This window comes from Lignipirellula cremea (assembly GCF_056501455.1).
In genome coordinates this window covers 4,535,366-4,560,765 of the sequence record NZ_CM151415.1, presented here as the reverse complement: position 1 = coordinate 4,560,765, position 25,400 = coordinate 4,535,366, and the positions used below count along the sequence as shown (strand labels likewise).

The window sequence follows — 25,400 nt, the reverse complement described above, 5'->3', positions numbered from 1 at the left end:
CTCGCGATGAACCTTCGTTCGTCGATCCGGCTGATCGCTGCACTGGCCTCCGCCCTGCTCTTTTCTTCCACGATCCTCGCCGACGAGAACGGGCCGGGCGACGGGAAGCTGCGAATCATCGTCTTCGGCGCCCATCCGGACGACGCCGAATACAAGGCCGGCGGAACGGCCGCGCTCTGGGCGAAGCAGGGACACCATGTGAAGCTGGTCTCGGTCACGAACGGCGACATCGGCCATTGGGCCATGGCCGGCGGCGCGCTGGCGAAGCGCCGTACGGCGGAGTCGGCGAAGGTCGCGGAGCGACTGGGCGTCGCGTCGGAGGTGTTCGACATTCACGACGGAGAACTCGAGCCCACGCTGGAAAACCGCCGGAAAGTCGTTCGCGCGATTCGCGAGTGGAAGGCGCACATCGTCATCTCGCATCGACCGTGGGATTATCACCCGGATCACCGCTACACGGGAATTCTGGTGCAGGACGCGGCCTATGTGGTCGCCGTGCCGTTCTTCTGCCCCGATTCGCCGGCCCTGAAGCAGAACCCGGTGTTTCTGTACTCCAGCGACGGGTTCAAGAAACCCTATTCATTCGTCGCCGACGTCGCCGTGCGAATCGATGACGTCTTCGAGCAGAAGGTCGACGCCCTGATGGCGCTGGAGTCGCAGACGTTCGAGGGCGGAGCGCTGGGGAGCCAGGAGGCGATGGACGCCGCGCCGCCGGCTTCGCAACCGGAACTGCGCCGTGCATGGCTGCGGGAACGCTGGGACAAGAGGGCGAGCGGCGAGGCGGACCGGTTCCGCGATTCGCTGGTCCGCCGGTACGGCCCGGACGCCGGCAAGGCGACGAAGTACGCGGAAGCGTTCGAGATCTGCGAATACGGTCGTCAGCCGAGCGAAGCCGAACTGCGAGAGCTGTTTCCGTTCTTTCCCTCGAAGCCGGAAGGCGAGAGGTAGTCCCACCGCGGGAATGCGGGAGACCACTCGTTCGCGGCGCCGACTTTCGAGGCAGCGACCTCAGACTCCCGCCGCGCAAACAGGCGATCGCCTTGTCCTGGGTATCGCCGGCAGGTTTCCTCATCGCCTGCCTTAAGCGATTCTTAAAAAAATCCCTCCCGTAGCGGGGGCGCCAGCTCCGCTAGCTGTCGGATAAGGACGCCTTCTGCGCCGCCTGAGATTGTTGACGTCACGGGCCTGGATTCGCGGCGCAGCGTTCGCTGTTCGCGTAGCGATTTGGCGACCGTAGGCGGCGGTCTTCCATGTGACTCGTTTCCATCTCGAACGAGGACGAATGCGGAAGCTACCGCTCTGTCTGCGCGCCTGTTCATCGCGAGTCGATCGCTGAAGCGGTCGACGGTCCTTTCGACCTACCGAGGCAACAGTGAAGCGCGCTCCTCTCCCGTTCGTGATTCTCGCAATTCTGATGGCCGCCGCGTTATTCGTTCCCACTTACGGGACGGCGATCGCGGCAGGAGGGGAATTCAGTTCCGGCGACACGGCCTGGATGCTGACGGCGTCGGCCCTCGTGCTTCTGATGACGCCCGGCCTGTCGTTCTTCTACGGCGGCATGGTCGGCTTCAAGAACGTCGTCTCGACGATGCTGCAAAGCGTCATCGCGCTGGGCGTGATGAGCATCGTCTGGGTGGTCGTCGGCTTCAGCCTGGCGTTCGGCGAAGACGTCGGCGGCTACGGGATCATCGGCGATCCGCGTTCCTTCTTCATGCTGGACAACGTGACTGGGGATACGTTCTCGCTGGGCAAACAACTGGAGGACGGCAGCTACCCGCTGATGTTCACCTTCCCGGCGATCGTCTTCTGCATGTTCCAGTTGAAGTTCGCGATCATCACGCCGGCGCTGATCACGGGAGCCTTCGCGGAACGGGTGCGGTTTTCGGCGTACCTGATCTTCATGATGCTGTTCGCGATCGTGATCTACTGCCCGCTCGCGCATATGACCTGGCATCCGGACGGTCTGTTCTTTCAGTGGGGCGTGAAGGACTTCGCTGGCGGCACCGTCGTGCATATGTCGGCGGGGATCACCGCGCTCGCCGCGGCGATCTTCCTGGGACGTCGCAAGAGCCACGTCGCAAAAGAGTCGCACACTCCGGCGAATATCCCGTACGTGCTGCTCGGCACGGGGCTGCTGTGGTTCGGCTGGTTCGGCTTCAACGCCGGCTCGGCGACCGCCGCGAGTCCTCTCGCCGGCGACGCCTTCGCGACGACGAACACCGCCAGCGCCGCGGCGATGCTGGCCTGGATCTTCGCTGACTGGATGGTGGGCAAGCGTCCCAGCGCGCTCGGCGCGTGCATCGGCGCGGTCGTCGGCCTGGTCGCGATCACCCCCGCGGCAGGTTTCGTGACCGTTCGCGAGAGCCTCGTCATCGGCATCGTCGCCGCCGTTATCAGCAACCTGGCCGTTCACCTGCGGACGAAATCGACGCTCGACGACACGCTGGACGTCTTTCCCTGCCACGGTCTGGGCGGCATCGTCGGCATGATCCTGACCGGCGTCTTCGCCGCGGACAGCGGGCTTCGTTACGCGGGGCTGGGCGAGGGCTCGATCTTCGGCAATCAGATGCTGGCCCTTGTCATCGCGACGGGCTACACGCTGGTCGCCGCGTTCGTCTGCCTGTTCGTGACGAACCTCGTCTGCCGGATGCGCGTGACGGACGAGCAGGAACTGGACGGTCTGGACCTGAGCCAGCATGGCGAGACCGCGATGGCCTCCGACATCCTGAGCGGCGGCGACCTGCACTGATCGGTCCGCGCTTCCGCGTTCTCGATCGAAGCAGCGAAACCAGAAGACGAGGCCGTCCATTCGACGGCCTCGTTTCGTTGAGGCCCTATGACGCGGCAGAAGCCTTCGACGCCGTCAGCGCCGCTCTCGCCGCGCGGACCCGGGCTTCGGCTTCTTCAGGCGTGTCGGCGAGCGAGGTGAGGTGGCCCATCTTGCGACCGGCGCGAGGCTCGCGTTTGCCGTAGAGGTGCAGCGACGTTTCGGGAATCCGCAGCGCATGATCCCACTGCGGTTCGCCGTCGCTCCAGACGTCGCCCAGCAGATTCGCCATCGCGGCAGGACGGGGCGCGACGACTTCCGGCAGCGGCAGGCCGCAGATCGCGCGAACCTGCAATTCGAACTGCGAGATCGAGGCGCCTTCGATCGTCCAGTGCTTCGAGTTGTGCGGTCGCGGCGCGAGTTCGTTGACGAGCCACTCGCCCGACTCGGTCAGGAACAGTTCGACGCAGATCAGCCCCACGACGTCCAGCCGCTCGGCGATCTGCCTGGCGATATCGCGCGCGTCCTGTTCCTGCCGGGGAGAAAGTCCCGCCGGGTAGACCGAGACGTCCAGGATGTGATTCGCGTGCTCGTTCCGCGTCGGTCCGACGGTCGCGATCTCGCCGGTCGGACCTCGCGCCGCCAGCGCCGAATACTCGCCGACGAACGGAACGAAGGCTTCGTAGGTCGCTTCCACCGATCCGATCAAGCGCCAGGCGCTCGCCGCGTCGTCGCCCGGGCGAACGCGGCATTGACCCTTGCCGTCGTAGCCGAGCGTCGCCGTTTTCAGCACGCCGGAGGGGCCGACCGTCGCGACGGCGGCGCTCGCGTCGCTTTCTGAGGCGACGCGTGCGAATGCGGGGACGCCGATCCCGCACGAGCGGATGAATTCCTTCTCGCGCAGGCGGTGCTGCGTGATCTCTAGCACCGTCGGACCGGGCGCGACGCGCGTCAGGCCCTCGATCATGCGGAGCGCCGCGACCGGAACGTTTTCGAATTCGAGAGTGACGACATCGACGCGCTCGGCGAAGCGGCGCAAGGCCTCGGCATCGCCATAGCTGGCGACGATTTCCTCGTCCGCAAGAGCTCCGGCAGGCGTGTCCGCATCGGGCGAGTAGACGACGACGCGGTAATCCATTCTCCGTGCGGCCATCGCGAACATGCGTCCGAGTTGGCCGCTGCCGAGAATGCCGAGCGTCGTGCCGGGAAGCAATGGACTCATCGACGCGTCGCTCCTGCGACTTCGGATCGATCGAAGGAAAGGGGCGACCGGAAGATTACAGCACGGAGTCCTTCAGGACCTGTTCCGCCTGCTCCTGGCGACGCGTCTCGAGTCGCTGGGCGAGCGACGGATCCTGCAGCGCGAGGATCCTCGCCGCCAGCAGGCCCGCGTTCTTAGCGCCCGACGTTCCGATCGCCAGCGTCGCGACGGGCACGCCGCCCGGCATCTGCACGATCGACAGGAGCGAATCGAGACCGTGCAGCGCCCGGCTCTCCACCGGCACGCCCAGGACGGGCAGCGTGGTAAGCGAGGCGATCATGCCCGGCAGATGTGCCGCCCCGCCGGCGCCCGCCACGATGACGCGAAGTCCCCGCTCACGTGCTGTTTTCGCGTATTCGAACATTCGTTCCGGCGTTCGATGCGCGGAGACGACCAGCCGTTCGTGCGGCACGCCCAGTTCCTCGAGCGCGGTCGCCGCATGCTGCATCGTCTCCCAGTCCGAAAGACTCCCCATCACGACCCCGACGAGGGGACTGGGCGAGGAGGTTTCGGAATCGGGCATGAGGGAACTCCCGCGAGGCATTTCGCGACATGGCGGTTGAGGCGTTCGCCATGATGGCGTCCCTGCCCCTCCTTTTCAAGAAGGCGAGCTCTTCAGGAGCCGAAGCGATCACGTCAGCGCAACTGGTGCGGCGGGGAAGGCTTATCTATCCGTCGAACGGCATGAATAGCGGCAATCGCAACGGTTACTGCGCCCTGCGGCACGCCGGTTGCATCTAAGTTCGCGGACCCTGCCGCCTGCTTCGGATTCTCGGAGCGGCGGAGGCATCGAAAGGAACTGCATGTTCAACGCCTGGAGAATCGGCCGTCTGTTCGGGATCGACATCGCGATCCACTGGTCGTTCGTTTTATTGTTCGGCTTCCTGGTCTATATGCAGTGGGCGAGCGGCGCCGGCGTCGTGGCGACCGCCCTGCATGCGGCCCTGTTCGCGGCCATCTTCGCCTGCGTGCTGCTGCACGAGTTCGGCCATGCGCTCGCCGCGCGCCAATTCGGCATCGCCACGAAGGACATCACGTTGCTGCCGATCGGCGGCGTCGCGCGACTGACGCGCATGCCGGAAAAACCTCAGCAGGAGTTGTGGGTCGCCGTCGCCGGTCCGCTGGTGAACGTCGCGATCGCGGCGCTGATCTTCGTGGGGTTGCTCGCGTTCGAGCGATTCGAACATGTCGCGAACCCGAGCCTGGCGTGGGGATCGTTTTTCCGCGAACTGATGTGGATCAACGTCGCGCTGGTCGCGTTCAACATGCTGCCCGCGTTCCCGATGGACGGCGGACGCGTGCTGCGGGCGTTCCTCGCGTTCTTCCTGCCGTTCGTTCAGGCGACGCGGGCGGCCGCGCTCGTCGGCCAGGCCTTCGCGATTCTGATCGGCATCGTGGGGATCGCCACCGGACAGTTCATGCTCGCGGTTCTTGCCGCGTTCGTCTTCTTCGCCGCTCGCGGAGAGACGAAGGGCGTCATGATGCGAGAGGCCTATCGCGCTCTGCCGATCGGCCGGGCGACGCGACGATACTTCCTGGCGCTTCCGCCCGAGATGCGCGTCGAAGAAGCGGCCGACTACGTCGCGAGGACGCGGCAGTCGTTTTTTCCGATCGTCGATTCGCGTAACGAGGTCGTCGCCGCCGTCGATGCGGGGGAACTGGAGCAGCGGGCGTACGACGGCAACGGCCATCAGCCCGTCGTGGAATTGGCCCATGAAAACCTGCTGTTCGCCGACGAGCGCGAACCCCTGTGGGACGTGATCGAGCGGATGCAGGACAAGCCGGGCCCCGTATGCGTGATGCGGGACGGAAGGCTGGTCGGCGTCTTCGGCCCCGAAGAACTGACTCGCGTGATGCGGGACGTTCGTGAGGGACGCACGCCCCACGAGTCTCCGTCGGAGAGCGAGACGCCCCCGATTCGCCGGCCTCCGGTCGATCCGTTGAGCCGTCCGTGGAGCGGAACGCTGCCTCGCGCGCTACGTGATTCGTCCTATCCGACCGGCGTCTGATCGGGCGGCGTGTGATCGGGCGGCGTGTGATCGGACGGCGTCGGATGGGCGGCATCGCGTCGAAGTCGAAGGCGTCGATTCGCGGGAATCGGCGCCTTTCTCTATTTGCGAAGCCGCTCGCGATCAGCGTTCGTCGTGCAGCGAACGGGGCTGAAACTCGGGATCGCACATGCTCTCGTCGATCCAGACGCAGGCGTCCTGCGGATCGAACTCTTCCCGGTCGCCGTGCGGGATCTCGCGACCGAGCGCCTTCAGCCGGTCATCGAACCGACGGAGCGCTTCCGCGTGAGCGATCGCGTGTTCCGGGTTCGATTCGAAGCGGGCGAGCCGGTGGAGCAGCGTGCGGTGGTGGCGGATGAGTTCCTGCGCCAGTTCGCGTTCCGCGGCGAACGTGCGCTCTTCGTCCACTCGAGCGAACCGCACCAGCGTGAGCGACCAGAGCGTCGCGTACGAAGGGAGCGCCAGAATGAGCGGCAGACCCGACGTTCCCCACGCTGCGATCAGGAACGCGAACGAGGCCGAACGCGTCGGTCCCGTCGGTACGAACGTCGCCGAAAGCGAGGCGCCGAGAATGAACAGCGCGTACATCGTCACGTTCGACGTCAGCGCGTAGAGGCCGAGCCAGCGGTACCAGGGGCGGCGCCAGGCTTCGCCTTCCGCGGCGACGAGCCGCGTCAGAAGGTGAAAGACCAGCAGCAGATGAACGCAGCATCCGATCGCGTACGCCAGCGGGGCGAAAAAGAACGCGTGGTCGGTCACCATCCACGCGGCCAGCGAGACGCAGACTGACGCGGCCGCCGAGATCGTCGCGGCGGTTCGTCCATGTTCGGCGACGCGACGCGCCCACAGAACCAGCGACGTCTCGGACGTCGGCGGATTCGCAGGAGGTGTCGAAGAGATCGGATCTGGAGCCATCGAATCGAGTATGCACGCGAAACGGCGTTCGCGGAATCTTATTCGGTTCGCGGCTCCGAAGACATGCAGGCAGTCCCTGTGACGCCGTCGCTACAGACGGACGGAATCACGAAAAAAAGCGAGAAGCGCCGGACGGCGCCTCCCGCTCTGTCGATTCGATCGTGACGATCGTGAGGCCTATTCTTCGTCCTTGCGCAGCAGCTTCTCGATTCGATCGACGCTGGCGCGGAGTTCGGAGAGTTCCTTCTTCACTTCGCTCAATTCGACGCCCGGGTGAGCGATCCTGACCGTCCGCTGCGTGACGGCGCCGCCGACGGCGGGGTCAAGTTGCCCGACGATGTCGACCCACGGCGCGGCAGGCAGCGTGACGGGAGCGGGCGCGGGAATCGCGATCTGCGGAGGCAAAACGGTAGCCGGCGCCGCACGAAGAGTAATCTGCTTCTGCACTTGAGGAGCGCCCGCAGCTTCGTTAACCATTAGTGCGAAGGTGGCCGTGTTCGGGGGTATCGGAAGAGCCGCGCGGATCTCGGGAGGCAGCGCCTTCATTTCTTCGTCGTTCGCCGCCTTGAAGGTCTTACCGTCAGTCGTCGTCACCTCGACGCGGTGCACGAGTGTTTCGCCGTCGCGCTCGACGTGGATCTTTATCGATTCGACCTTCTCCGGCAGTTTCGCTCCCGGCCTGAACGTCTGCACCAGGCGATGGTGCATCGCTCCCGCGTCGGGGCCGCTCAGGGCAGGCAGCATCCGGACGTGGGGAACGTTGAGGCTATAGAAGAGCTGATCGTTCGCCTCCGCCGTCACGGTCGCGCTCGCCCGAGCGGTCGCACGCTCGCGAGGCGTGACGGAGAGCGTTTTCTCCTCGCCGCCGCGAAGAATGACGACGTCGATCGGCTTCGCCTCGACGTTCTTCATCGCCTCGACGAGCTGTTCGTGCGACTCGACGGCGGCCTCTCCCACGCGAACGATCAGGTCATGGGCCTCCATGCCGCTCTCCGCCGCGGGAGATTCCGGATAGACCGTCTCCACCAGCGCGCCCTTCGCGTGCTTGAGGTGATGCGCGAGCGCGGGCGGGATTTCCGTAGCGAGCTGCACGCCGAGCCAGAGCCCTGCCGGCGCCTCGGCGTCGGCTCCCTCGTCTGCGACCTCCGCGTCGCCGACCGGAAGGCCCTGCTCTGCTTGAATGCTGTAGAGGACCGTCGCGTTCGGAGCGTCAGCTTCGGCCGCCAGTTGCACCTCGACGACGCTCTGGACGGCGCCTTCGACGAGGGGGGCCGCGACGTCTGGCGCCTGATCCTGAGCGAAAGCGCTCGAACCCGCGAGAACGCCGCACGAGAGGGCGGCAGAGGCCGCGAAACGATACCGGGCGAGCATGGACAACTCCGTTAAAAGCGGACCGACGATTCAGTCCAAGGGCGATGGGCTCTGGCGTTCGACGTTCTCAGTGGAACGAGTTCAGCGAGACGGGGACGATCTGATACGTCTCGACCGGCAGGAGCATCTCCCCCTGCTCCGTCGAGACGGGATGAAGCAGGATCTGACGCTCCAAGTCGGCGCCCTGCGCGAGAAGCTGCGCGCGACGCGGAGCGAGATCGGCCTCGCTCTGTCGCACGACCTCGTCCAGCGCGCGGGCCCAGTCCTCGTCGGATCGATAGACGGGGAGCGGCGCCGACGTTTCTTCGGCATCGCCGGAGGGACGATAAACGACGTTGACGATCTCCGGACCGTTCGCCGCGCCGGGCGTCGATTCGGACGGCGTCGACTCGTATTGGGTGCCCGAGGCGATCTGGTCCGCATTCCTCCGTTGCGGCCGCGGACCAGCGACCTCATCGCCTGTTCGGGTCGGGAGAACTTCGCTGCTTCGCGAATCTTGACCGTCGGCCAGCGACGGAGCGTCGGCGGAACTTCGCGGCGCGATTACGAAGCCGGCCGCGAAGGCGAGCAGCAGTCCCGCGGCGACGACCGACCACGACGCAAGAGTCCGCCGGTTCGCTGCTGACGATGATCCGCTCGGAGGGAGCGACGCTGCGAGCGCGACCTTAACGTCGACCGCGGATCGCCGTTCGTCGTGATCGAGACGCCAGCGCCCCGCTCCGGAGAGGGCCGCGCGCAGATCGCGAGCTTCCGCGAGCGCCAGCGCGCACTGCTTCCAGGCGCCGGGCGTCGCGTCCAGCCGGGCGAACAGTTCCGCTTCCTCTTCGACGTCGAACTCTCCGTCCGCGAACCGATCGATCGCCCGCGAGAGGGCGTCGTCGTCCGACGAATCGAACAGGGTAGCGAAGGCGTTCTCGTTCATGACGTTTCGACGCAGTCTCGAAGTTTCGTGCGAAGTCGCATCCGTGCGCGATGGAGTCGCGCCTCGACGGCGCTGACGGAGAGCCCCAGTCGATCGCCGATTTCGCGATAACTGAGATCCTCGGCGTACTTCAAAAGCAGAATCTCGCGGTCGCGACGCGGCAGCGCAGCGACCTCTCCGCGGACGCGTTCGGACCGCTCGACCGAGAGAGCCTGCACGTGCGGATCGCCGTACGTCGCCGCTTCGTCGTCGTGCCGATCCGACGCTTCGCGGAAGCCGTTCTCGGTCCGCCGCGAGCGGCCTCGCGTTCGTCGATAGAGAAGCGCCTGACGGACCGCGACGCGGTAGAGCCAGGGGCCGATTCGCGATTCGTCCCGCACCGGCGACGACGCCCGGAGCGCGACGACGGCCAACTCCTGCATCACCTCGTCGACCGCATCGGCATTCTGCAGGCGGGCGAAAAGCGCTGTCCTGAGCCAATGGCGATGCGTGGTCGTCAATGCGTGCAGCGTGGCGTCCATTCGTCGCGGCGTCGGAGGTCGATCCTCTTCGTGTCGGCGATCGTGCCGTCGGGCGCGTCTGGGTAATAGTTGCCGGCCAGCGTCGAATCTTGCGGAGAATCATCCGGCAAGGACGAAGAAAACCGCAGAGCCAGAGATCCGCGAGGAAGAGAGCGGGCGAATGGCGAGGGCGGAGCCGTTGCGATCCACGACCCCATCCGCAGAACCGGCGAACTCCAGCGACTTTACCGCGGTTAGCCCTCCAGCGGCGCCAAAGCCTGAATTGCAAAGAGCTTCGAGCCGTCTAGAATAACAGCAACGAACGAATTCGCCTCAGTTCCTGGCAAGGACGTTCTCCGACTGACCACATCTGATTGCCAGGATGTTCTTATGCTTCTTTCGGACTACGACCGCGAGTTACTCGAAAGGTGCCTGTCCAAGCAATCGGGCGCCTGGAACCAGTTCGTCGATCGGTTCGTCGGCCTCGTCCTGCATGTGATCCGTCATTCGGCCCGGGTTCGCGGCATACCGCTCCGTCCGGAAGATGAAGAAGACATCGCGGCCGAAGTCTTCTTCGCGGTCGTCGACGACGACTACGCCGCGTTGCGGCGGTTTCGCGGAGAGGCCGCGCTGGCGACGTATCTGACGATCATCGCGCGTCGCATCGCGGTGCGCGAACTGCTTCAGAACAAGGCCCTGTTGACCTTGCCGGACCGGCACGACGAGCATCATCAGGGCAACGGCCATCACGGCTCGCCGCCTGACGAACCGGCCGATCCGACGTCGGGCGAAGCGGTCGATCGCTGGGAGAATAAGCAGGACGTCGAACGTGTCCTGTCGCGACTCGGCGGCGTGGAAGCGCGAATCCTGAGGTTCTTCCACCTGGAGGGCAAGACCTACCAGGAAATCGCTCGCACCTGCGGCGTGCCGGAGAACTCCGTCGGCCCCATGCTCGCCCGCGCCCGTCGCAAAGCGGCGCTGCTTTCGCCAGGCGAAGCGTAAGGGAGCGTCATGTGCCATGGCTGGCTTGCCCAGCCGTGCTTGCGACGTTCTCCACTTCGACACGGGTAGGCAAGCCAGCCATGGCACACCTGATCGACGGTAACGCTCCCCTATCGTAGCTCGCCGCCGCGGAGGCCTTCGGTGAGACGCGCGACGTCGGCCTGCTGTCGCTCGACGTCTGCCCCCGGCATGCGAGCTCCCTGGCGGAACGCTTCGGCGTCGTAGCCCTGCGTCGCGTACGCGGGCGGCAACTCCGCCGGATCGACGCGCGAGAAGGCAGGAGCGCTTTGCATCTGCAGCCGCATCTGCTCGAAGATGTCGACGTAGTTGGCGCCTGCCAGCCGCGGCAAGGTAAATGCTGCCGTCGGATCCCCGATCGGTCGGTTCACGGCGTAGGAGCCGACGTCCATCTGCGCAGACAGCGCGTAGGCTGGGACCTCGACCTGAATGAGACCGGGCAGCGTCGTTTCCGTCGCGACGTCGTAGCGATGTCGGGAAGCGACCGCCTTCGCGAGTAGCTTGCCGTCGGGCGTGTAGTAGGCGGTCTCTTCGAGCCAGCCGTAGCGGGGATGGATGGCCAGCACGCGAATCGCCTGCATGCCCGCGAACGGCGTCCGGGAGCGGATTTCGAGCGTGCCGCCCAGGCGCTCGTAGGGTCCCTGATACGGCATGTTCGGGTCGAGTTCCAGCAGGCCCAGAGCCTCCAGCAGCCAGTGCGGGTGCGCGGTCAGCGCGGCCTGCGCCTGCGGATCGGCGAGTTCCGCCTGCCGCAGGAAGTACATCGTCGGCGGACCGCCCATCTCCGGCACGGCAGCCCAGAAGAAGTCGTCGTTGCTGCCGACGTCGACCTCCGTGGCGCTCAGGCCGAGAACCGATGCACGCAGGCGCAGGCTTCGCGGACGCTCCAGCACGAACGATCCGCGCAACGACGGCATGCCGGCCGTGGAGATCGTCACGTTGTCCGCTTGGATCGAACGGATCTTCGCGGCGTTGCGGTTCAGCGACTCCACGATCCTGAGCGTATCAGGCGGCGTCTGAAACGCGATCGGCGACATCGGCGCCGCGGGTCGACGAGCCCACGGAAACGTGCACCCCGACGCTCCTGCCAGCAGCAGGGCGAGCGCGAACAGCGAGACGATTCGGACGCCGCGCCTCATGACGCCTCCGATCGATCGCCTGCGCCTTCGCCCGTCGTCGGATCGACGGTCGTCGGGGAGGCCGCATCGCCGCGGGCGACGCTCACGCGAAGGCGCTCGGCCAGGATTCGCTGGATGGCTTCGATCTCTTCCGTCGAAGGTTCGACGACGGCGACCGCATGTTCGGAGTCGTCGACCGCCGCGACGAAGACCATGGTTTCGACGCCCGCGGCATCGGTCTCCGTACGAACGAGCCGCAACAGGCGTTTGCGCGACAGAGCGAGCGCGAGGACGAATCGCTCCGCCGCCTGTTCGGGCAGCACGAGCGACGCGAACCACTCCAGCGCCTCTTCGTCAGGCGACCAGGAGACCTTCTTGTTCGCCGGATGCGGAATCTGCGACCGCCACCAGGCGACGCAGCCTTCGGGAGGACCGCTCCACGCTTCGGGACTGACGTCCTTGCGAACGATCTCGGTTCCTTCGCGGATCAGATACGACACGATCGCCTCTCCCGGCGCGAACTCGCGCTCGGTCGCCGCACAGCGTCGGGAAGGAGAGGCGACGTCGAAGTCGATCATCGAGGATCAGTGAACGATGAAAAAGCGATCGTCGGTACCGTCGTCGGAGATGCGGATAGTCGCAGGTCGGCAGCATTTGGGGCAAGCCCCATGATAGGCCGTGCCGTTCTTATTCTGATAAATCTTCGTGTAGACCCCGCAGCAGACGAAGTGAATCGCGACGTACGGACGAGGCGAAGGGCCGTTCGCGGGAATCGCGATCGGACCGGTCGCGTCGCTCGGCGCGCTTTCGGGATCGCTGGTCAGATTCAGCCGTTCTCCCCTTCCGGTCATATCGGCCTCCTCCGTTCGGCACGCGATCCATCCGGGGGCATGTTCGCTTCGGCAGGTAGCGATTCCGCTTCTGCCGCGAAGGGCTTGCACCCTCCGCTCGCCTGGGACGGGCGACATCCGCTGCCCTTTCAGGCGGCCCGTCGTTCCCGGTCCTGCAGTTCCGACTGGTTCAGCTTGTTGTAGAGCGTCTTCAGGCTGATGCCGAGTTCCTCCGCGGCTTCCGGCTTCTTGCCGTCGTGCCGGGAGAGCGCGTCCTCGATCGCGAGGAATTCCATCTCGCGCAGCGTCATCGCGCCGACCGATCGCTTCGCCTTCGGCGCCTGACGGCTGTCGAAGCGACTGGGGAGCTCCGACGCCTTGATCGGAAGCTCGTCGCAAAGAATCGACGCGTGCTCGACGACGTTCGCCAGTTCCCGCACGTTGCCCGGCCAGGAATGAGCGCACAACATTTCGACTGCCTCCTTCGTGAAGGCCTCTTCGCCCTCCGCCAGACTGGGCCGGCAGCGCTTCAGCAGGTGGCGAGCGAGGTGCGGGATATCGCCCGTCCGCTCGCGGAGCGGCGGAATGCGCAGCTCGAACGTGTTGATGCGGTACATCAGGTCTTCGCGGAAGTCGCCCTGCTCAACCATGTCGGACAGGTTGCGATGCGTCGCGCAGATGATCCGGACGTCGACCCTGGTCGTTTCGTTCGCCCCCACCCGACGGATCTCGCCGCTCTCGAGCACGCGAAGGAGCTTCGCCTGCATGGACTTGGGGAGTTCGCCGATCTCGTCGAGAAAGAGCGACCCGCCGTCGGCCATCTCGAAGAGCCCGATGCGATGCTCGTCCGCCCCGGTGAAGGCTCCGCGCTTGTGTCCGAAGAGCTCGCTCTCGATCAGGGTCTCGGGCAGCGCGCCGCAATTGATAGCGACGAAGGGCTTCTCCGCGCGGAGGCTCTGCTTGTGCACCGCGTGGGCGACCAGTTCCTTGCCGACGCCCGTTTCGCCCAGGATCAGCACGGTCGAGTTCGTTCGCCCCACGCGGTCGATCAGCGATGCCACGCGCTGCATCGCGGGGCTCTCGCCCACCAGGCGCGGCGAGCCTTCGACCTGTTCCAGGCGACGCGCGAGCGACAGCAGCAGCTTGTTCGTCTTGCGGCGCTCGGCGACCTTGCTGAAGAGGCGTTCGAGGTCCTTGAACGAGCAGGGCTTCGACAGGTAGTCGTGCGCTCCCAGACGCAACGCGTCGACCGCCGAACGGTAGTTGCCGTTGCCGGTCAGGATGACCGCCTCGCTCGTGGGCGAGCGTTCCTTCAGGAACTGCATGACCTCGATGCCGCTGCGCTTGGGCATATCGAGATCGAGCAGCGCGCAGTCGAAATCCTCTTCGTCGATGGCCGCGATCGCCGTCTCGCCGTCAGGGCAGACCACGACGTCATGACCCAGGCGCGTGACGTAGTCCCGCATCACCTCCTGGATCGTCGGCTCGTCGTCGGCGAACAGAATTCGCAGGCGATCACGCGGCTTTTCGGACGTTTCGCTTTTCTTCATGTCGAATATCGGGCAGCCAGACCGTGAATCGCGAACCCCTGCCGGGACCGTCGCTCGTGACCGAAATCCGTCCGCCATGATCGGTCACGATCTGGTGGACGATCGACAGGCCGAGCCCCGTTCCCTGCTGGTCGCGTCGTCTGGTGAAGAAGGGTTCGAACAGATGCTCTTTGACTTCCTCGGTCATGCCGCAACCGTCGTCGGCGACGACGATGTCGGCTCCCCCCTCGTTGCGAATCAGATCGACGGTGACGGACCCGCGATCCTCTTCGACGCTGTCGAGGGCGTTGGTGAGCAGGTTGAGCACGACCTGCTTGATTTCCTGCGAGTTGACGCTGGCGACCACATCGTCCATCTGACCGATGACGACACGCTTGCGTCGGTACTTACCGACTTCGCTGATCATTTCCGCGACGTTTCGAATCAGGTCGGCCAGGTTCGCGTCGTCATGGCTGGGGGCGCCCATGCGGGAATAGTCGAGCAGGCGCTCGGTGATCCCCTTGCAGCGGAACGCCTCTTCCTGGATACGCGTCAGGTACTTGTCGAAGTCCGCTCGCGTCTGCTGGCGGAACGGATCGGTCGCCTCTTCCTCCGGCGCCAGATCGTTCATCCGCCCCTGCAGCAACTCTGCGCACATCGCGATGCCGGCCAGCGGGTTGTTGATCTCGTGCGCGACGCCTGCGGCCAGGAAGCCGACGCTCGCCATCTTCTCCTGACGAACGACTTCCCGGGTGCGCTGCTTGACCTCGTTTTCCAGGTTCTTGTTGATCCGGACCAGCTTGTCGGTCACGGCGTTGAACGCCTCGGCGAGTTCGGCGACTTCGTCGTTGGTCCGCAGGCGTACGCGATGTTCGAAGTTGCCCCCCTGGATCAGACGGCTGCCGCGAACGAGTTCCCGGAGAGGCTTGAAGATCGAGGCGTAGATGAACCAGGAGACCAGCGTCAGCGCCACTCCCGCGATGCCGAGCGTCACGACGTTGAACGTCCACATCGTGCGGTATTGCAATCGCACGTCGTCGCTGAAGCGCTCGAGCCGCGCCTGTAAGTAAGCGGGAAGCTTGCCGTTCTGCTGCTGCAACTTCTGAATTTCGTCGTCGATCCGCTGGACCTGCAGGTCGTTGAGAATCCAGTCCTGTTCGGAGTCGAGCTTTTCGATCTGGTCGAGAGACTGCCTCATCGATTCGACCGCGCGACGCCCTTCCGGCGACGATTCTTCGCTGGGCAATTCGTCGATAACGTCCCGCAATAGATCGTCGTACTTGTCGACCGATTGCCGCAGCGCGAAGAGATTTCCCTGAAGCTCCGCCCGGAGAAGCTGGCGATCGGCGTACGCCCCTTCGCCGCCGTTGCGGAAGCTGGCCGATTCGACGCGCGAGAGCGTGACCCGCAGATCGCTGATTCGCTGGCTCAGGTCGGCGACGTGCGGCAGTTCGCCCGAGCGGACGCGGATGCTCCTGGCGATGTCGCGAAAGCTGGCGACGGCCTGGCCGTTGTAGAAAACCAGGATGCTCATCGCCACGAACAGGAGCGCGAGGCACGCCCCCAGCTTGTAACGCAACGTCCAGCGGATGAACATCGCTTCCTCGCGCACCGTCGTCGTCGCCGCAGGCCCGTCCTGCGAAGCGCGGCGAAGTCTAGTCGACCGGTCGCGCCGCGGCCAAGGCGTATTCCCTGCGACAGGTTCGACCGATCGCGGATTCCGCATGCTTGACCTCCCCTGCCCCGCGGGTGGCGATGGCGCCGATCAGCTAGCGCCCTGGATGGGGTTTGTAGCGAGTCTCCCCGAGTCGCGTCCAGATCGACTTCCGCGGCTTACCGACCGTGAAACGCGGGAAGCAGGCGAGTCCGGATCGTCCGCCATGCCAGCGCCGCCAGCGCGACGAACATCGCGAGCAGCGTGATCGCGGCGCCCTGACGGAGCGAGAAAGGGCGATAGTCGAAGCGACGTTCGCCTGGCCCCAGCAGGACGACGAAGCGACCCGTTCCGCGGACTTCCCCGATCTGCTGCGGTTTCGTCCGGCCCTCTTCTCCCGGGGGCAGGCGTTCGACCTGCCAGCCGCGGTCGAAACGGTCGTTCCAGATCAGCAGCGTCGGCTCGCGATAGTCGTGTTGGAAGCTTATGCCCCGTTCGTCCGCCTCTTCGAACCGCAACTCCGCGTGGCGAAGCGAACGACGCTCGTCATGAGACAGCGTCAGCGGCTCATCGCCTTCCAGCGCCTGTTTCGCACGTTCCAGCACCGCCGGATCCTGCGTGAAGGCCCATCGCGGCTGAGCCTCCGGAAGGCGCCAGATCGCGACCTGCGAACCGGTCGTCGGGATCGCGACGTTTCGGACGAACTCGCCCCGCACCGGCTGGACGCCGGGAGGCAGCATCAGAAGGCCGACCGAAAGAGCCTCCAGGCGATCGATCGTCGCCGAAGCGTCAGGATCCCGAGCAGTCAGGCGCGAGTCTCGCCAGGCGGAGAGAAAGGGCGCCAGATCCGCCGGCTCGAGACTGGCGGAAGACCGCAGGGCAGGCGGACCGTCGCGGCCGGGCCCCAGCCGGGCGAAGTACGACGACCGCTCCCATTCCGCCAACGCATTGAGGCGATCCGGAGAGGCTTCTTGCCAGGAGGCAGCCGGCAAGCGGTCGAGCGAGCCGCGGAGATAGCGCATCGCCGCGGGCCCTTCCGCCTCGACGCCGAGCGAGGTCCATTCGATCGACTCCGCCGGCTGCGGATCGTACTCGCCCGTCGGGACGAGATTCCGGTTCGCGATCGCCGGATCGATCGTCGCCAGCAGGATCAGCGCCGGCGTCGCCAGTCGGATCGCAACGTCTCTTTCGCGGAAGAAGGCGACGGCGGAGATCGGGACCGCGAGCGCGAGCGAGGCGATCGCTGCGTGTGCGAGATTCGCTCGCAGATCCGCGAGAGCGCCCGCGGCGTCCCAGGGTCCGAACGTCGAGTCGCTGCCGATCGGCAGGGCGAACCACCCTGCCTCGACCGAGGGGAGCCAGGTCGCTGAGACGACGAGCAGGAACGACGCGAACGCGATCGCGGCGAACGCCAGCGCCGTTCGGCATCCCGCGCGGTAGCGCAGCGCGTCGAGACCTGCCGCGCCGGCGACGGCGATTCCGAGCGACGCCGCCGGCATCCACTTGGCCGGATAACGAAACAGGTCGTACCACGGCGCCCATTCCGCCAGCAGCCAGTAGGGCCCTCCCCAGGGACTCTCCACGTCGAGGGAGCCGCCCGCGCGGACCGCGACCTCTTCAGCGAAGTGCCCGAGCCCGTACTGACCCAGCGAGAAACCGAGCGCGGCGAATGCGAGGCCGAGCGGCAGCAGCGCCCGCCTCCGCGTGCGGGAGACGATCAGCCCCGCGGGCAAAAGCAGCAGCGGCGCGAGCCCGAGGTAATACGACGGCGTCCAGACGCGGCTTTCCGGAAAGACGGCGTAGGACCAGCGACGCTGAATCGGGAACGGACTCCCCAGCGCTTCGTGCACGAGAAAATCGGCCCAGCGCCACGGACCGACCGAGAAGTCGTACCGATTGAACGGTATTCGCTCGGTTGCAACGCCCGCCTTCAGAAGCGCCCGATCGCTTTCCCGAAACCACTCGACCGCGGGAAGAAGCTGGATCGCCGACAGCCCGACCGTCAGCGCCGCCGCGAAGGCGAGCAGCCCGACGAACTTGCCGCGGGATAACCACGCCGGCATCGTCTGCCCCGCGAGCAATCGACGGTCGGCGGAGTAGTTGCGGAGGAATCGCCGCTTAACTATGCGGAAACTCGCGACGGCGACCTCGATCAGGAACGCCGCGGCGATCAGCAGGGCAGCGTGATAGACGGTCTGGGGATCTCCGCCCAGGAAGGCCATCGTCGTCGCTGCCGCGAGCCCGACCGCATGCGACAGTTTCAGCGTCCGGCGGAGGAACGTCGCCTCGGCCAGCGCCCAGGGAAGCCATGCGGCCCCGACCAGGTAGACGGGGTTGCAAGACTGAAAGAGCAGCTCGCCCGAGGCTGCGTACGCCGCGCCGGCGAGAAGACCGGCGCTCGCGGAGAGTCCGCAACTCCGGGCGAAGCGTCGGGCGCCGAAGCATGCGAGTCCCGCGTGTCCCACGAAGTAAAGGAACCACCGCACGCCCCACGGGATCGGCAGCGCGAAGACGAACTTGCCCGGGTAGAACGTCGCCGCGGTCGGTTCGGCGAACTCGGGGAAGCCGGTTCCCTCCTCGGCGTTCCAGAGCGGGATCCGCCCCGCGCTCCACGCCTGCTGCTGCCGACGCTCCATCGGCTGATAGAAATGCCGCACGTCGCGAAAGACGGGCAACTCGCCCCGAAGCAGCGGAGCGTGCACGAACGCTGCAGGGCCGAACGCGACGCAGGCGGCGAACGCACCCCATCCGATCCGGCGGAAGAGGTCTAGCCTGGAGCGGTCATCGGGAGGCGCCGACATGCCGGAAATCGTACTTCCGGCGGAGCGGGAAGTCTCGTTAATTGAGGCTCATGGGGGCGACCTCTCAGTGGTTCCCCTGGTTTCCGCCGCCCGTGCGGGGCGAGGCGCCCTGCCCCGCCAGACGCATCGCTTCCCTAGCGGCATGCATCGCATCCTGGCGACGGGCGAACTCCCGATCGGTGATCGACGGAAGCTTCTCGGCTGCGGCGAGCGACGCTTCGGCTTCCGCTCGGGTGACCGACGCGAGGGGCCGCAGGCGATCGGTCAGGATCGACACGCGATCCTGCTGCACCTGAATGAAGCCCCCCTCGAGGAAGTAGCTATCCGTGGCGCCGCCGTGCCGCAGCCGCAGTTCGCCGCTGCCGAGGCGTCCCATGAGCGCGCTGTGCCCCGGCGCGATGCCCATCTCGCCGTCGTACATCGGCACGGCGAGGAAATCGACCTGCCGATCGAGGGCGGTCTTTTCCGGAGTGACGATGACGCAGGAGAGTTGGGCCATGGAGCGTTACGCTGCGGAAAGCTGGAGTCAGTCCTCGAAGTCGGCGAAGCGGAAGACGGGATCCGTCGTCCGCTAGCGCCCGTTCGACCCGATCAGCGGGCGGCGGCCATCTTCTTGGCCTGTTCCTCGGCCTGCTCGATCGAGCCGACGTACATGAAGGCGCCTTCCGGAAGGTGGTCGTACTTCCCGTCGCAGATTCCTTCGAAGCTGCGGATGGTGTCCTCGAGCGAGGTGATCTCGCCCGCCTTGCCGGTGAAGACTTCCGCCACGAGGAACGGCTGCGACATGAAGCGCTCGATCCGGCGAGCGCGATGCACGACGAGCTTGTCCTCTTCGCTAAGTTCTTCGACGCCGAGGATGTTGATGATGTCGCGAAGTTCGCGATACCGCTGCAGGATCGTCTGCACCCGGCGGGCGATGCGGTAGTGCCGCTCGCCGACGAATTGCGGATCGAGAATGCGGCTGTTCGATGCCAGCGGATCGATCGCGGGATAGATGCCCTTTTCCGCGATCGAGCGTTCCAGGTAGATGAACGCGTCGAGCTGGGTGAACGCGGTCGCCGGCGCCGGGTCGGTCGGGTCGTCCGCGGGAACGTAGACGGCCTGCACCGACGTGATGGCGCCCGAGGCGGTCGAGGTGATCCGCTCCTGAAGCTGACCCATTTCGTTGGCCAGCGTCGGCTGATAACCGACCGCGGAGGGCATGCGCCCGAGCAGCGCCGACGTTTCCGAACCGGCCTGCGAGAAGCGGAAGATGTTGTCGACGAAGAGGAGCGTGTCCTTTCCGGTCGTGTCGCGGAAGTATTCCGCCATGGTCAGCGCGGCGAGCGCGACGCGGAGGCGGGCGCCGGGCGGCTCGTTCATCTGACCGAAGACCATCGTCGTCTGCTCGATGACCTTGCGACCGGTCTGGCCGATTTCGGTCTCTTGCATTTCGAGCCAGAGGTCGGTCCCTTCGCGGGTCCGCTCGCCGACGCCGGCGAAGACCGAGTAACCGCCGTGCTTGGACGCGATACGGGCGATGAGCTCGGTGATGATGACGGTCTTGCCCAGACCGGCGCCGCCGAAGAGGCCGGCCTTTCCGCCGGTGACGAACGGCGTGAGCAGGTCGATGACCTTGATGCCCGTCTCGAAGAGTTGGGTACCCGTCTGCAGGTCGACGAGCTTCGGCGCTTCGCGGTGGATGGGCCAGTAAGCTTCCGCCTCGACGGGACCGCGTCCGTCGATCGGGCGACCGGTCACGTCGAAGACGCGCCCCAGCGTGTTGAGCCCGACGGGAACCGTCACCGGCGAACCGGTGTCGAGAGCGTCCATGCCGCGGACGAGACCGTCGGTCGTGCCCAGCGCGATGCAGCGAACGCGGTTGCCGCCGAGGTGCTGCTGCACTTCGCCGACCAGGTCGATGTCGATGCCCTTGTTCGACGTCCGGACGCGAACGGCGTTGTAGATCGGCGGCAGGCGATCCTCGGGAAACTCGACGTCGAACGTCGAACCGATGATCTGCACGATGCGCCCGGTGGCGGCGGCGGTTTCAGCGATGGCCATCGTATTTCTTCAGTAACTGGGGAGTGCGTTTTCGTCGGAAGCGGGATTCAGCAGACGTCGCGGGCGCTACTTCGCGAGCGCTTCGACGCCGCCGATGATTTCCATGATTTCGCCGGTGATCTTCGCCTGTCGGGCGCGGTTGTAGGTCATCGATAGGCCGCGGATCATCTCGGAAGCGTTCTCGGTCGCCGACTTCATCGACACCATGCGGGCGATCTGCTCGCTCACGGCGTTGTCGAGGAAACACTTGAAGAGCCGGACGCGGAAGCTCTGCGGGACGAGCTCTTCCAGGATCGATTCGGCGCTGGGGTAGAACTCGTACTCGATCTTGCGACCGCCGGGCGCCTGCTTGTCCGAGGCAGCCTTCCCGGCGGCGTTTTTCTTGTCGCCGACCGCGGTGAGAGATCCGAGCGGGAGCAGCGTTTCGACGACGGGAATCTGCCGCGCGACGGTGAGGAACCGCGTATAAGCGACGTCGACGCGATCGATCTCGCCCGCGAGGTAGCGATTGAGATACTCATCCGCGATCTTCTGCACGTCTTCGAAACGAGGTTGATCGTCGAACTGCAGGTAGGCCTGCGTGACGGGGACGCGGCGGACCTTGTAGACGGTCATGCCCCGTTTGCCGGCGACTTCGGTTTCGAGCGCCGTGAAGGTCGTGCCGAGCTGTTCGCGAACGGGCGCCGCCTGACGCAGGACCGCGCTGTTGAAGCCGCCGCAGAGACCCCGGTTGGCGGTGAGCACCAGCAGCAGCGCGCGACCGTTCTGCTCGCGGGGTTGAAGCAGCGGATGCGAGAGTTCGGCGCCGCTCCCTGCGAGCTCGGCCACCATCTCCGTCATGCGCTGCGTGTAGGCGGTCGCCGCGATCGCCCGGTCCATCGCCTTCTTGAAGCGGGCCGTCGCGATCAGCTCCATCGTCCGCGTGATCTTGCGGATGTTGCGGATCGACTTGCGTCGTTTGTCGAGTTCGCGAACGTTGGCCATGCGGCGAATGTCTTTCGTGCGGTCGCGTCGCGTGCAGGTTCGGCGGCGGTCCCCGACTCATCGAGCCGGGAGGCCGAGATCTAGGAAATCATGCGGAACGTATAGGGGTAGCGATAACGGATTCCCTTGTTCGCTTCCAACCCGCCCAGCACGCTGTAAATGATCTGCCCGACCATGATCACCGGCATCACGATGATCCCGACGCACGTCGCGGCGAGGATCAACTGCACGATCATGACGGTAAGTTGAAAGTTGAGCGCTTCCTTCGCCTGGTCGACGACGAACTCCGACTGGTCCTTCTTCACCATCCAGATGATGAGGGGGCCGAAGATCGCGAAGATGAATCCGGCCAGGTGCGAGAGCATGGCCCACAGGCGATCGTCGTCCGTCGTGCCTCCCGGGCCGAGGCCGGGCGCGCCAGGCACGGGCCCCGGAGGTTTTCCAGGCGTCTGATAAGGCGAGCCGTAACTCATGGCGAACTCTCCTTAATGGTGCAGAGACGAAACGACGACGGAGCGGTTAATCCGCTCGCTTACGCAGTCGCCGCGGCGACGCCAGGTTCGGCGACGGCGGGCTTCCAGTGAGCCTTGAATTCCTTGATCGACTGGATGACCTGCTCGGTCAGATCCTTGTCGAGAACCTTGGTCTGATCGAGCTTGTTCCAGATCTCGCTCTTGCGGTCGTGCATGAAATCGAGGAACGCCCGCTCCCAGGCGCTGACCTGGCTGAGGGGAACGTCGTCGAGATAGCCGTTGGTGCCGGCGTAGATGCTGAGCACCTGATCGACGACGCTCATCGGCTGGTTCTGCGGCTGCTTCAGCAGTTCCACCATGCGGTAACCGCGGTCGAGCTGCTTCTTCGTTTCCGGATCGACGTCGGTGCCGAGCTGCGCGAACGATTCCAGTTCGCGGAACGACGCGAGCTGCAGACGCAGACCGCCCGCGACCGCCTTCATCGCTTTGACCTGGGCGGCGCCACCGACGCGGGAGACCGAAATACCGGCGTTGATCGCCGGACGGACGCCCTTATAGAAGAGGTCCGGCTGCAGGTAGATCTGGCCGTCAGTGATCGAAATGACGTTCGTCGGGATGTAGGCCGAGACTTCGCCTTCGAGCGTCTCGATGATCGGGAGCGAGGTCAGCGAACCGGCGCCCATCTCGTCCGACAGCTTGGCCGAGCGTTCGAGCAGGCGGCTGTGAGCGTAGAACACGTCGCCGGGGAACGCTTCGCGGCCCGGAGGACGACGCATCAGCAGCGAGATCTGGCGATAGGCGGTGGCCTGCTTCGACAGGTCGTCGTACACGATCAGAGCGTGCTGCCCGTTGTACATGAAGTACTCGGCCATCGACGTACCGGAGTACGGCGCGATGTACTGCAGCGTGGCGGGCGAACTGGCGCCGGCGACGACGACCGTGGTGTAGGCCATCGCGCCGTGCTGTTCCAGCGTGTCGATGATGCGGGCGGTCGAGCTGTCCTTCTGGCCGATGGCCACGTAGAAGCACTTGACCCCCGTATCCTTCTGATTGAGGATCGCGTCGATCGCGATGGCGGTCTTGCCCGTCTTACGGTCGCCGATGATCAGTTCCCGCTGACCGCGACCGACAGGAATCATGGCGTCGACCGCCTTGATGCCCGTCTGCAGCGGCTCATGCACCGGCTTCCGCTTGGAAACGCCTTCGGCCATCGACTCGACCGGGCGGAATTCGGTCGTGTCGACCGGTCCCTTACCGTCGAGCGGACGCCCGAGCGGATCGAGAACGCGACCGATTACGGCGTCGCCGACCGGGACGGAGAGCAGCTTGCCCGTCGAGCGGACCTCCTCGCCTTCGCGAATCAGCAGGTGATTGCCGAGGACGATGATGCCGACCGAGCGCTCTTCCAGGTTGAACGCCAGGCCGCGAACGCCGCTGGCGAACTCGACCATTTCGCCGGCCATCACGCCGGACAGGCCGTAGGCGCGGGCGATACCGTCGCCGACTTCCAGCGTCGTGCCGACCTCGCGCACGTCCAGGCGATCGTCGTAGGTCTCGATCTGCTTCTGAATGACCGAAGAGATTTCGTCGATGTTGAACTTCATCGTCGCTTTCCTCGAGCCGTCGGCTCGTCAGTTATTTGGAGCCGAGGGCTCGTCTGGTTTATCGAGCTACACGCCCGTTAGTTTGATTCGAGCGGAAGCTCGCTGGTTGTCTTCGTTTCGTCGCGCCGAGCGGACTTCCGCGGGGCGCCGTCGGTTGTACGCCTTCGGTTCAGGAGGGCTGCCCTTCCGAAACCGCGAACCGTTCGAACGTCGCCCGCATCTGCGATCGAGCGGAGGCGAGCGCCGTGTCGCGAATCCGCTCGAACTGGCCCGCGAGGCTGGCGTCGTAAACCGTATCGCCGACCCGCACGACCAGTCCGCCGATCAGGTCTTCCTGAACCGATTCCTTCAGGTGGACCTGCTTCCCGAGGGAGGCGGTCAGTCGATTTCGCACCGCTTCGCGAAGTTCGTCCGTAAGCGGCTCCGCGGTCGTAACGGAGACCTCGACTTCTCGACGAAGCGTCCGGACGAGCTTGCGGAACGACGCGTAAACCGCGCCGATCGAATCAATACGGCGATTGTCCGCCAGAATTCGCAGCAGGTTCAGCGTCTCCTTGCGGATCTTGCCCTGAAACGCCGCGTCGATCAGCCGGCGCTTCTCCGAGATCTCGACTCGCGGCGATTCGAGGAACGCCGTCAGCTTCGGCTGCGAAGCGAAGAGATCGTCGACCAGCGAACGGAGCTCTTCGAGCGTTTCGTCGACGGCGCCGCCGCGCTCTTCGGCGCCGGGGAGCGCCGCGACAGCTCCGTACAGCGCCTGGGCGTAGACGTCGCCCGCCTGCTGAACTTCTGAGTCCAGCACGGTGCGATGTCGAACTTCGACGTCCTCGTTCATGCCGGGGCTTTCGATCCGCGAAGTCGTACCAGGAATCGTGTCGAAGGACGCAGCGTCAACTCGTGCGTCGTCAATTGACCCACTGTCAACTGACGGTCAACAATCGGCGTCGGGTCAATTCGCGTTGGGCGAGCCGCTCGCCGGGAAGCGGTCGAGCGCGTCGCGAATCAGCGCGGCGTGCTGTTCCTGGCGGATCTCCTTCCGGGCGATCCGCGAGGCGATCGCGAGCGCCATGTCGACGCTCCGTTCGGTCAGTTCGTCAAGGGCGCTCCGTTTCGCGCTCTCGATGTCGGACTTGGCACGGCGAAGCATCGCTTCCGCTTCGGTTCGGGCCTCTTCCTGCTTCCGTTCGCTCATCCGTTCGAGATCGCGTTTCGCTTCCGCGTGGAGCGTCGCGATTTCGGTCTCCGCCTTGGCGAGGCGAGCTTCGTACTCCTTGAGTCGAAGTTCCGCCTGCTCGCGATCCCGACGAGCCGTCTCGATATCGTCGGCGATTCCGTGTTCGCGCTTCTCCAGTCCGGCGATGATCGGCTTCCAGGCGAAGACGGTCAAAAACGCCAGCAGCAGCGCGAAGACGATCGCGGAGAAGATCGCGAGATCCGCGCTCAGGCCCAGCGGATTGCCGGCGCCGTCGGCAGCCTGCGCTGCGACCGGGGAGAACGCCATCGCGAGCGCCGCCGCGGCGAACGAGGCGGTCGAAAGGCGAACGGGAACGACGAATCGCATGGGACTCTTCCGCACGGCGAAGTCGAACAGAATCGAAA

The 25,400-nt window shown here is 65.5% G+C and carries 23 protein-coding genes; 4 read left to right on the top strand and 19 right to left on the bottom strand.

The genetic code is table 11. The features are described 5' to 3' along the window. The first annotated feature begins 6 nt into the window (after window positions 1-6). Window positions 7-948: a PIG-L deacetylase family protein gene (locus tag SH602x_RS17690; protein ID WP_479473577.1), complete on the top strand. Its 942-nt coding sequence runs from the start codon at window positions 7-9 to the stop codon at window positions 946-948. Window positions 949-1,372: 424 nt separating this feature from the next. Then, entirely contained in the window at window positions 1,373-2,749 is a 1,377-nt protein-coding gene (locus tag SH602x_RS17685) for an ammonium transporter (protein ID WP_479473576.1), read from the top strand. 85 nt (window positions 2,750-2,834) lie between these two features. On the opposite strand, the gene SH602x_RS17680 is transcribed toward SH602x_RS17685, so the two are convergent. Continuing rightward, window positions 2,835-3,989, bottom strand: coding sequence for a 5-(carboxyamino)imidazole ribonucleotide synthase (locus tag SH602x_RS17680; protein WP_479473575.1), 1,155 nt, complete (start codon window positions 3,987-3,989; stop codon window positions 2,835-2,837). A gap of 55 nt (window positions 3,990-4,044) precedes the next feature. Further along, window positions 4,045-4,551 (bottom strand): 5-(carboxyamino)imidazole ribonucleotide mutase, encoded by a 507-nt coding sequence (purE, locus tag SH602x_RS17675; RefSeq protein ID WP_479473574.1) that lies wholly within the window; start codon window positions 4,549-4,551, stop codon window positions 4,045-4,047. A gap of 280 nt (window positions 4,552-4,831) precedes the next feature. Between purE and SH602x_RS17670 the strand changes: the two genes are divergently transcribed. Then, window positions 4,832-6,037, top strand: a complete 1,206-nt coding sequence (locus SH602x_RS17670) for a site-2 protease family protein (protein WP_479473573.1) — start codon at window positions 4,832-4,834, stop codon at window positions 6,035-6,037. A 123-nt stretch (window positions 6,038-6,160) separates the two neighbouring features. Here SH602x_RS17670 and SH602x_RS17665 read toward each other — a convergent pair whose 3' ends face one another. From SH602x_RS17665 to SH602x_RS17650, 4 genes are all read right to left on the bottom strand, one after another. Next, window positions 6,161-6,952, bottom strand: coding sequence for a helix-turn-helix domain-containing protein (locus SH602x_RS17665; RefSeq protein ID WP_479473572.1), 792 nt, complete (start codon window positions 6,950-6,952; stop codon window positions 6,161-6,163). 177 nt (window positions 6,953-7,129) lie between these two features. Next, complete coding sequence (locus tag SH602x_RS17660; protein WP_479473571.1) at window positions 7,130-8,323, bottom strand: PDZ domain-containing protein; 1,194 nt, start codon at window positions 8,321-8,323, stop codon at window positions 7,130-7,132. Between the two features lie 67 nt (window positions 8,324-8,390). Further along, entirely contained in the window at window positions 8,391-9,245 is an 855-nt protein-coding gene (locus tag SH602x_RS17655) for a hypothetical protein (protein ID WP_479473570.1), read from the bottom strand. After that, the gene (locus tag SH602x_RS17650) at window positions 9,242-9,766 is read right to left on the bottom strand and encodes an RNA polymerase sigma factor (RefSeq protein WP_479473569.1); all 525 of its coding nucleotides are present in this window, start codon (window positions 9,764-9,766) and stop codon (window positions 9,242-9,244) included. Before SH602x_RS17650 ends, SH602x_RS17655 begins: the two co-directional genes overlap by 4 nt. A 369-nt stretch (window positions 9,767-10,135) precedes the next feature. On the opposite strand from SH602x_RS17650, the gene SH602x_RS17645 reads away from it, so the two are divergent. Next, a complete protein-coding gene (locus tag SH602x_RS17645) occupies window positions 10,136-10,747 on the top strand; it encodes an RNA polymerase sigma factor (protein WP_479473568.1) in 612 nt (203 codons plus the stop codon). A 110-nt stretch (window positions 10,748-10,857) separates the two neighbouring features. On the opposite strand, the gene SH602x_RS17640 is transcribed toward SH602x_RS17645, so the two are convergent. From SH602x_RS17640 to atpF, 13 genes are all read right to left on the bottom strand, one after another. Next, window positions 10,858-11,904 (bottom strand): hypothetical protein, encoded by a 1,047-nt coding sequence (locus SH602x_RS17640; RefSeq protein WP_479473567.1) that lies wholly within the window; start codon window positions 11,902-11,904, stop codon window positions 10,858-10,860. After that, window positions 11,901-12,461 carry a hypothetical protein gene (locus SH602x_RS17635; RefSeq protein WP_479473566.1) on the bottom strand — a complete coding sequence of 187 codons (561 nt, stop codon included), beginning with the start codon at window positions 12,459-12,461 and terminating at the stop codon, window positions 11,901-11,903. The genes SH602x_RS17640 and SH602x_RS17635 overlap by 4 nt, the downstream gene beginning before the upstream one ends. Window positions 12,462-12,467: 6 nt before the next feature. Next, window positions 12,468-12,734 carry a hypothetical protein gene (locus SH602x_RS17630; RefSeq protein ID WP_479473565.1) on the bottom strand — a complete coding sequence of 89 codons (267 nt, stop codon included), beginning with the start codon at window positions 12,732-12,734 and terminating at the stop codon, window positions 12,468-12,470. 128 nt (window positions 12,735-12,862) lie between these two features. Then, a complete protein-coding gene (locus tag SH602x_RS17625) occupies window positions 12,863-14,263 on the bottom strand; it encodes a sigma-54-dependent transcriptional regulator (RefSeq protein ID WP_479473564.1) in 1,401 nt (466 codons plus the stop codon). Then, window positions 14,229-15,839 (bottom strand): sensor histidine kinase, encoded by a 1,611-nt coding sequence (locus tag SH602x_RS17620; protein ID WP_479473563.1) that lies wholly within the window; start codon window positions 15,837-15,839, stop codon window positions 14,229-14,231. The genes SH602x_RS17625 and SH602x_RS17620 overlap by 35 nt, the downstream gene beginning before the upstream one ends. 236 nt (window positions 15,840-16,075) lie before the next feature. Further along, window positions 16,076-18,697 carry a hypothetical protein gene (locus tag SH602x_RS17615; protein ID WP_479473562.1) on the bottom strand — a complete coding sequence of 874 codons (2,622 nt, stop codon included), beginning with the start codon at window positions 18,695-18,697 and terminating at the stop codon, window positions 16,076-16,078. 64 nt (window positions 18,698-18,761) lie between these two features. Further along, on the bottom strand, window positions 18,762-19,196 hold the full coding sequence (atpC, locus tag SH602x_RS17610) for an ATP synthase F1 subunit epsilon (protein ID WP_479473561.1): 435 nt from the start codon (window positions 19,194-19,196) through the stop codon (window positions 18,762-18,764). A 92-nt stretch (window positions 19,197-19,288) separates the two neighbouring features. Further along, window positions 19,289-20,740 carry a F0F1 ATP synthase subunit beta gene (atpD, locus tag SH602x_RS17605; protein ID WP_479472218.1) on the bottom strand — a complete coding sequence of 484 codons (1,452 nt, stop codon included), beginning with the start codon at window positions 20,738-20,740 and terminating at the stop codon, window positions 19,289-19,291. 66 nt (window positions 20,741-20,806) lie between these two features. Next, window positions 20,807-21,724, bottom strand: coding sequence for an ATP synthase F1 subunit gamma (atpG, locus tag SH602x_RS17600; RefSeq protein WP_479473560.1), 918 nt, complete (start codon window positions 21,722-21,724; stop codon window positions 20,807-20,809). Window positions 21,725-21,804: 80 nt separating this feature from the next. Then, a complete protein-coding gene (locus SH602x_RS17595) occupies window positions 21,805-22,197 on the bottom strand; it encodes a DUF4870 domain-containing protein (protein ID WP_479473559.1) in 393 nt (130 codons plus the stop codon). Between the two features lie 59 nt (window positions 22,198-22,256). Next, the gene (gene atpA, locus SH602x_RS17590; RefSeq protein ID WP_479473558.1) at window positions 22,257-23,801 is read right to left on the bottom strand and encodes a F0F1 ATP synthase subunit alpha; all 1,545 of its coding nucleotides are present in this window, start codon (window positions 23,799-23,801) and stop codon (window positions 22,257-22,259) included. Window positions 23,802-23,970: 169 nt separating this feature from the next. Next, window positions 23,971-24,636, bottom strand: coding sequence for an ATP synthase F1 subunit delta (atpH, locus tag SH602x_RS17585; RefSeq protein ID WP_479473557.1), 666 nt, complete (start codon window positions 24,634-24,636; stop codon window positions 23,971-23,973). A gap of 114 nt (window positions 24,637-24,750) precedes the next feature. Continuing rightward, window positions 24,751-25,362: a F0F1 ATP synthase subunit B gene (atpF, locus tag SH602x_RS17580; RefSeq protein WP_479472223.1), complete on the bottom strand. Its 612-nt coding sequence runs from the start codon at window positions 25,360-25,362 to the stop codon at window positions 24,751-24,753. Window positions 25,363-25,400 lie beyond the last annotated feature (38 nt).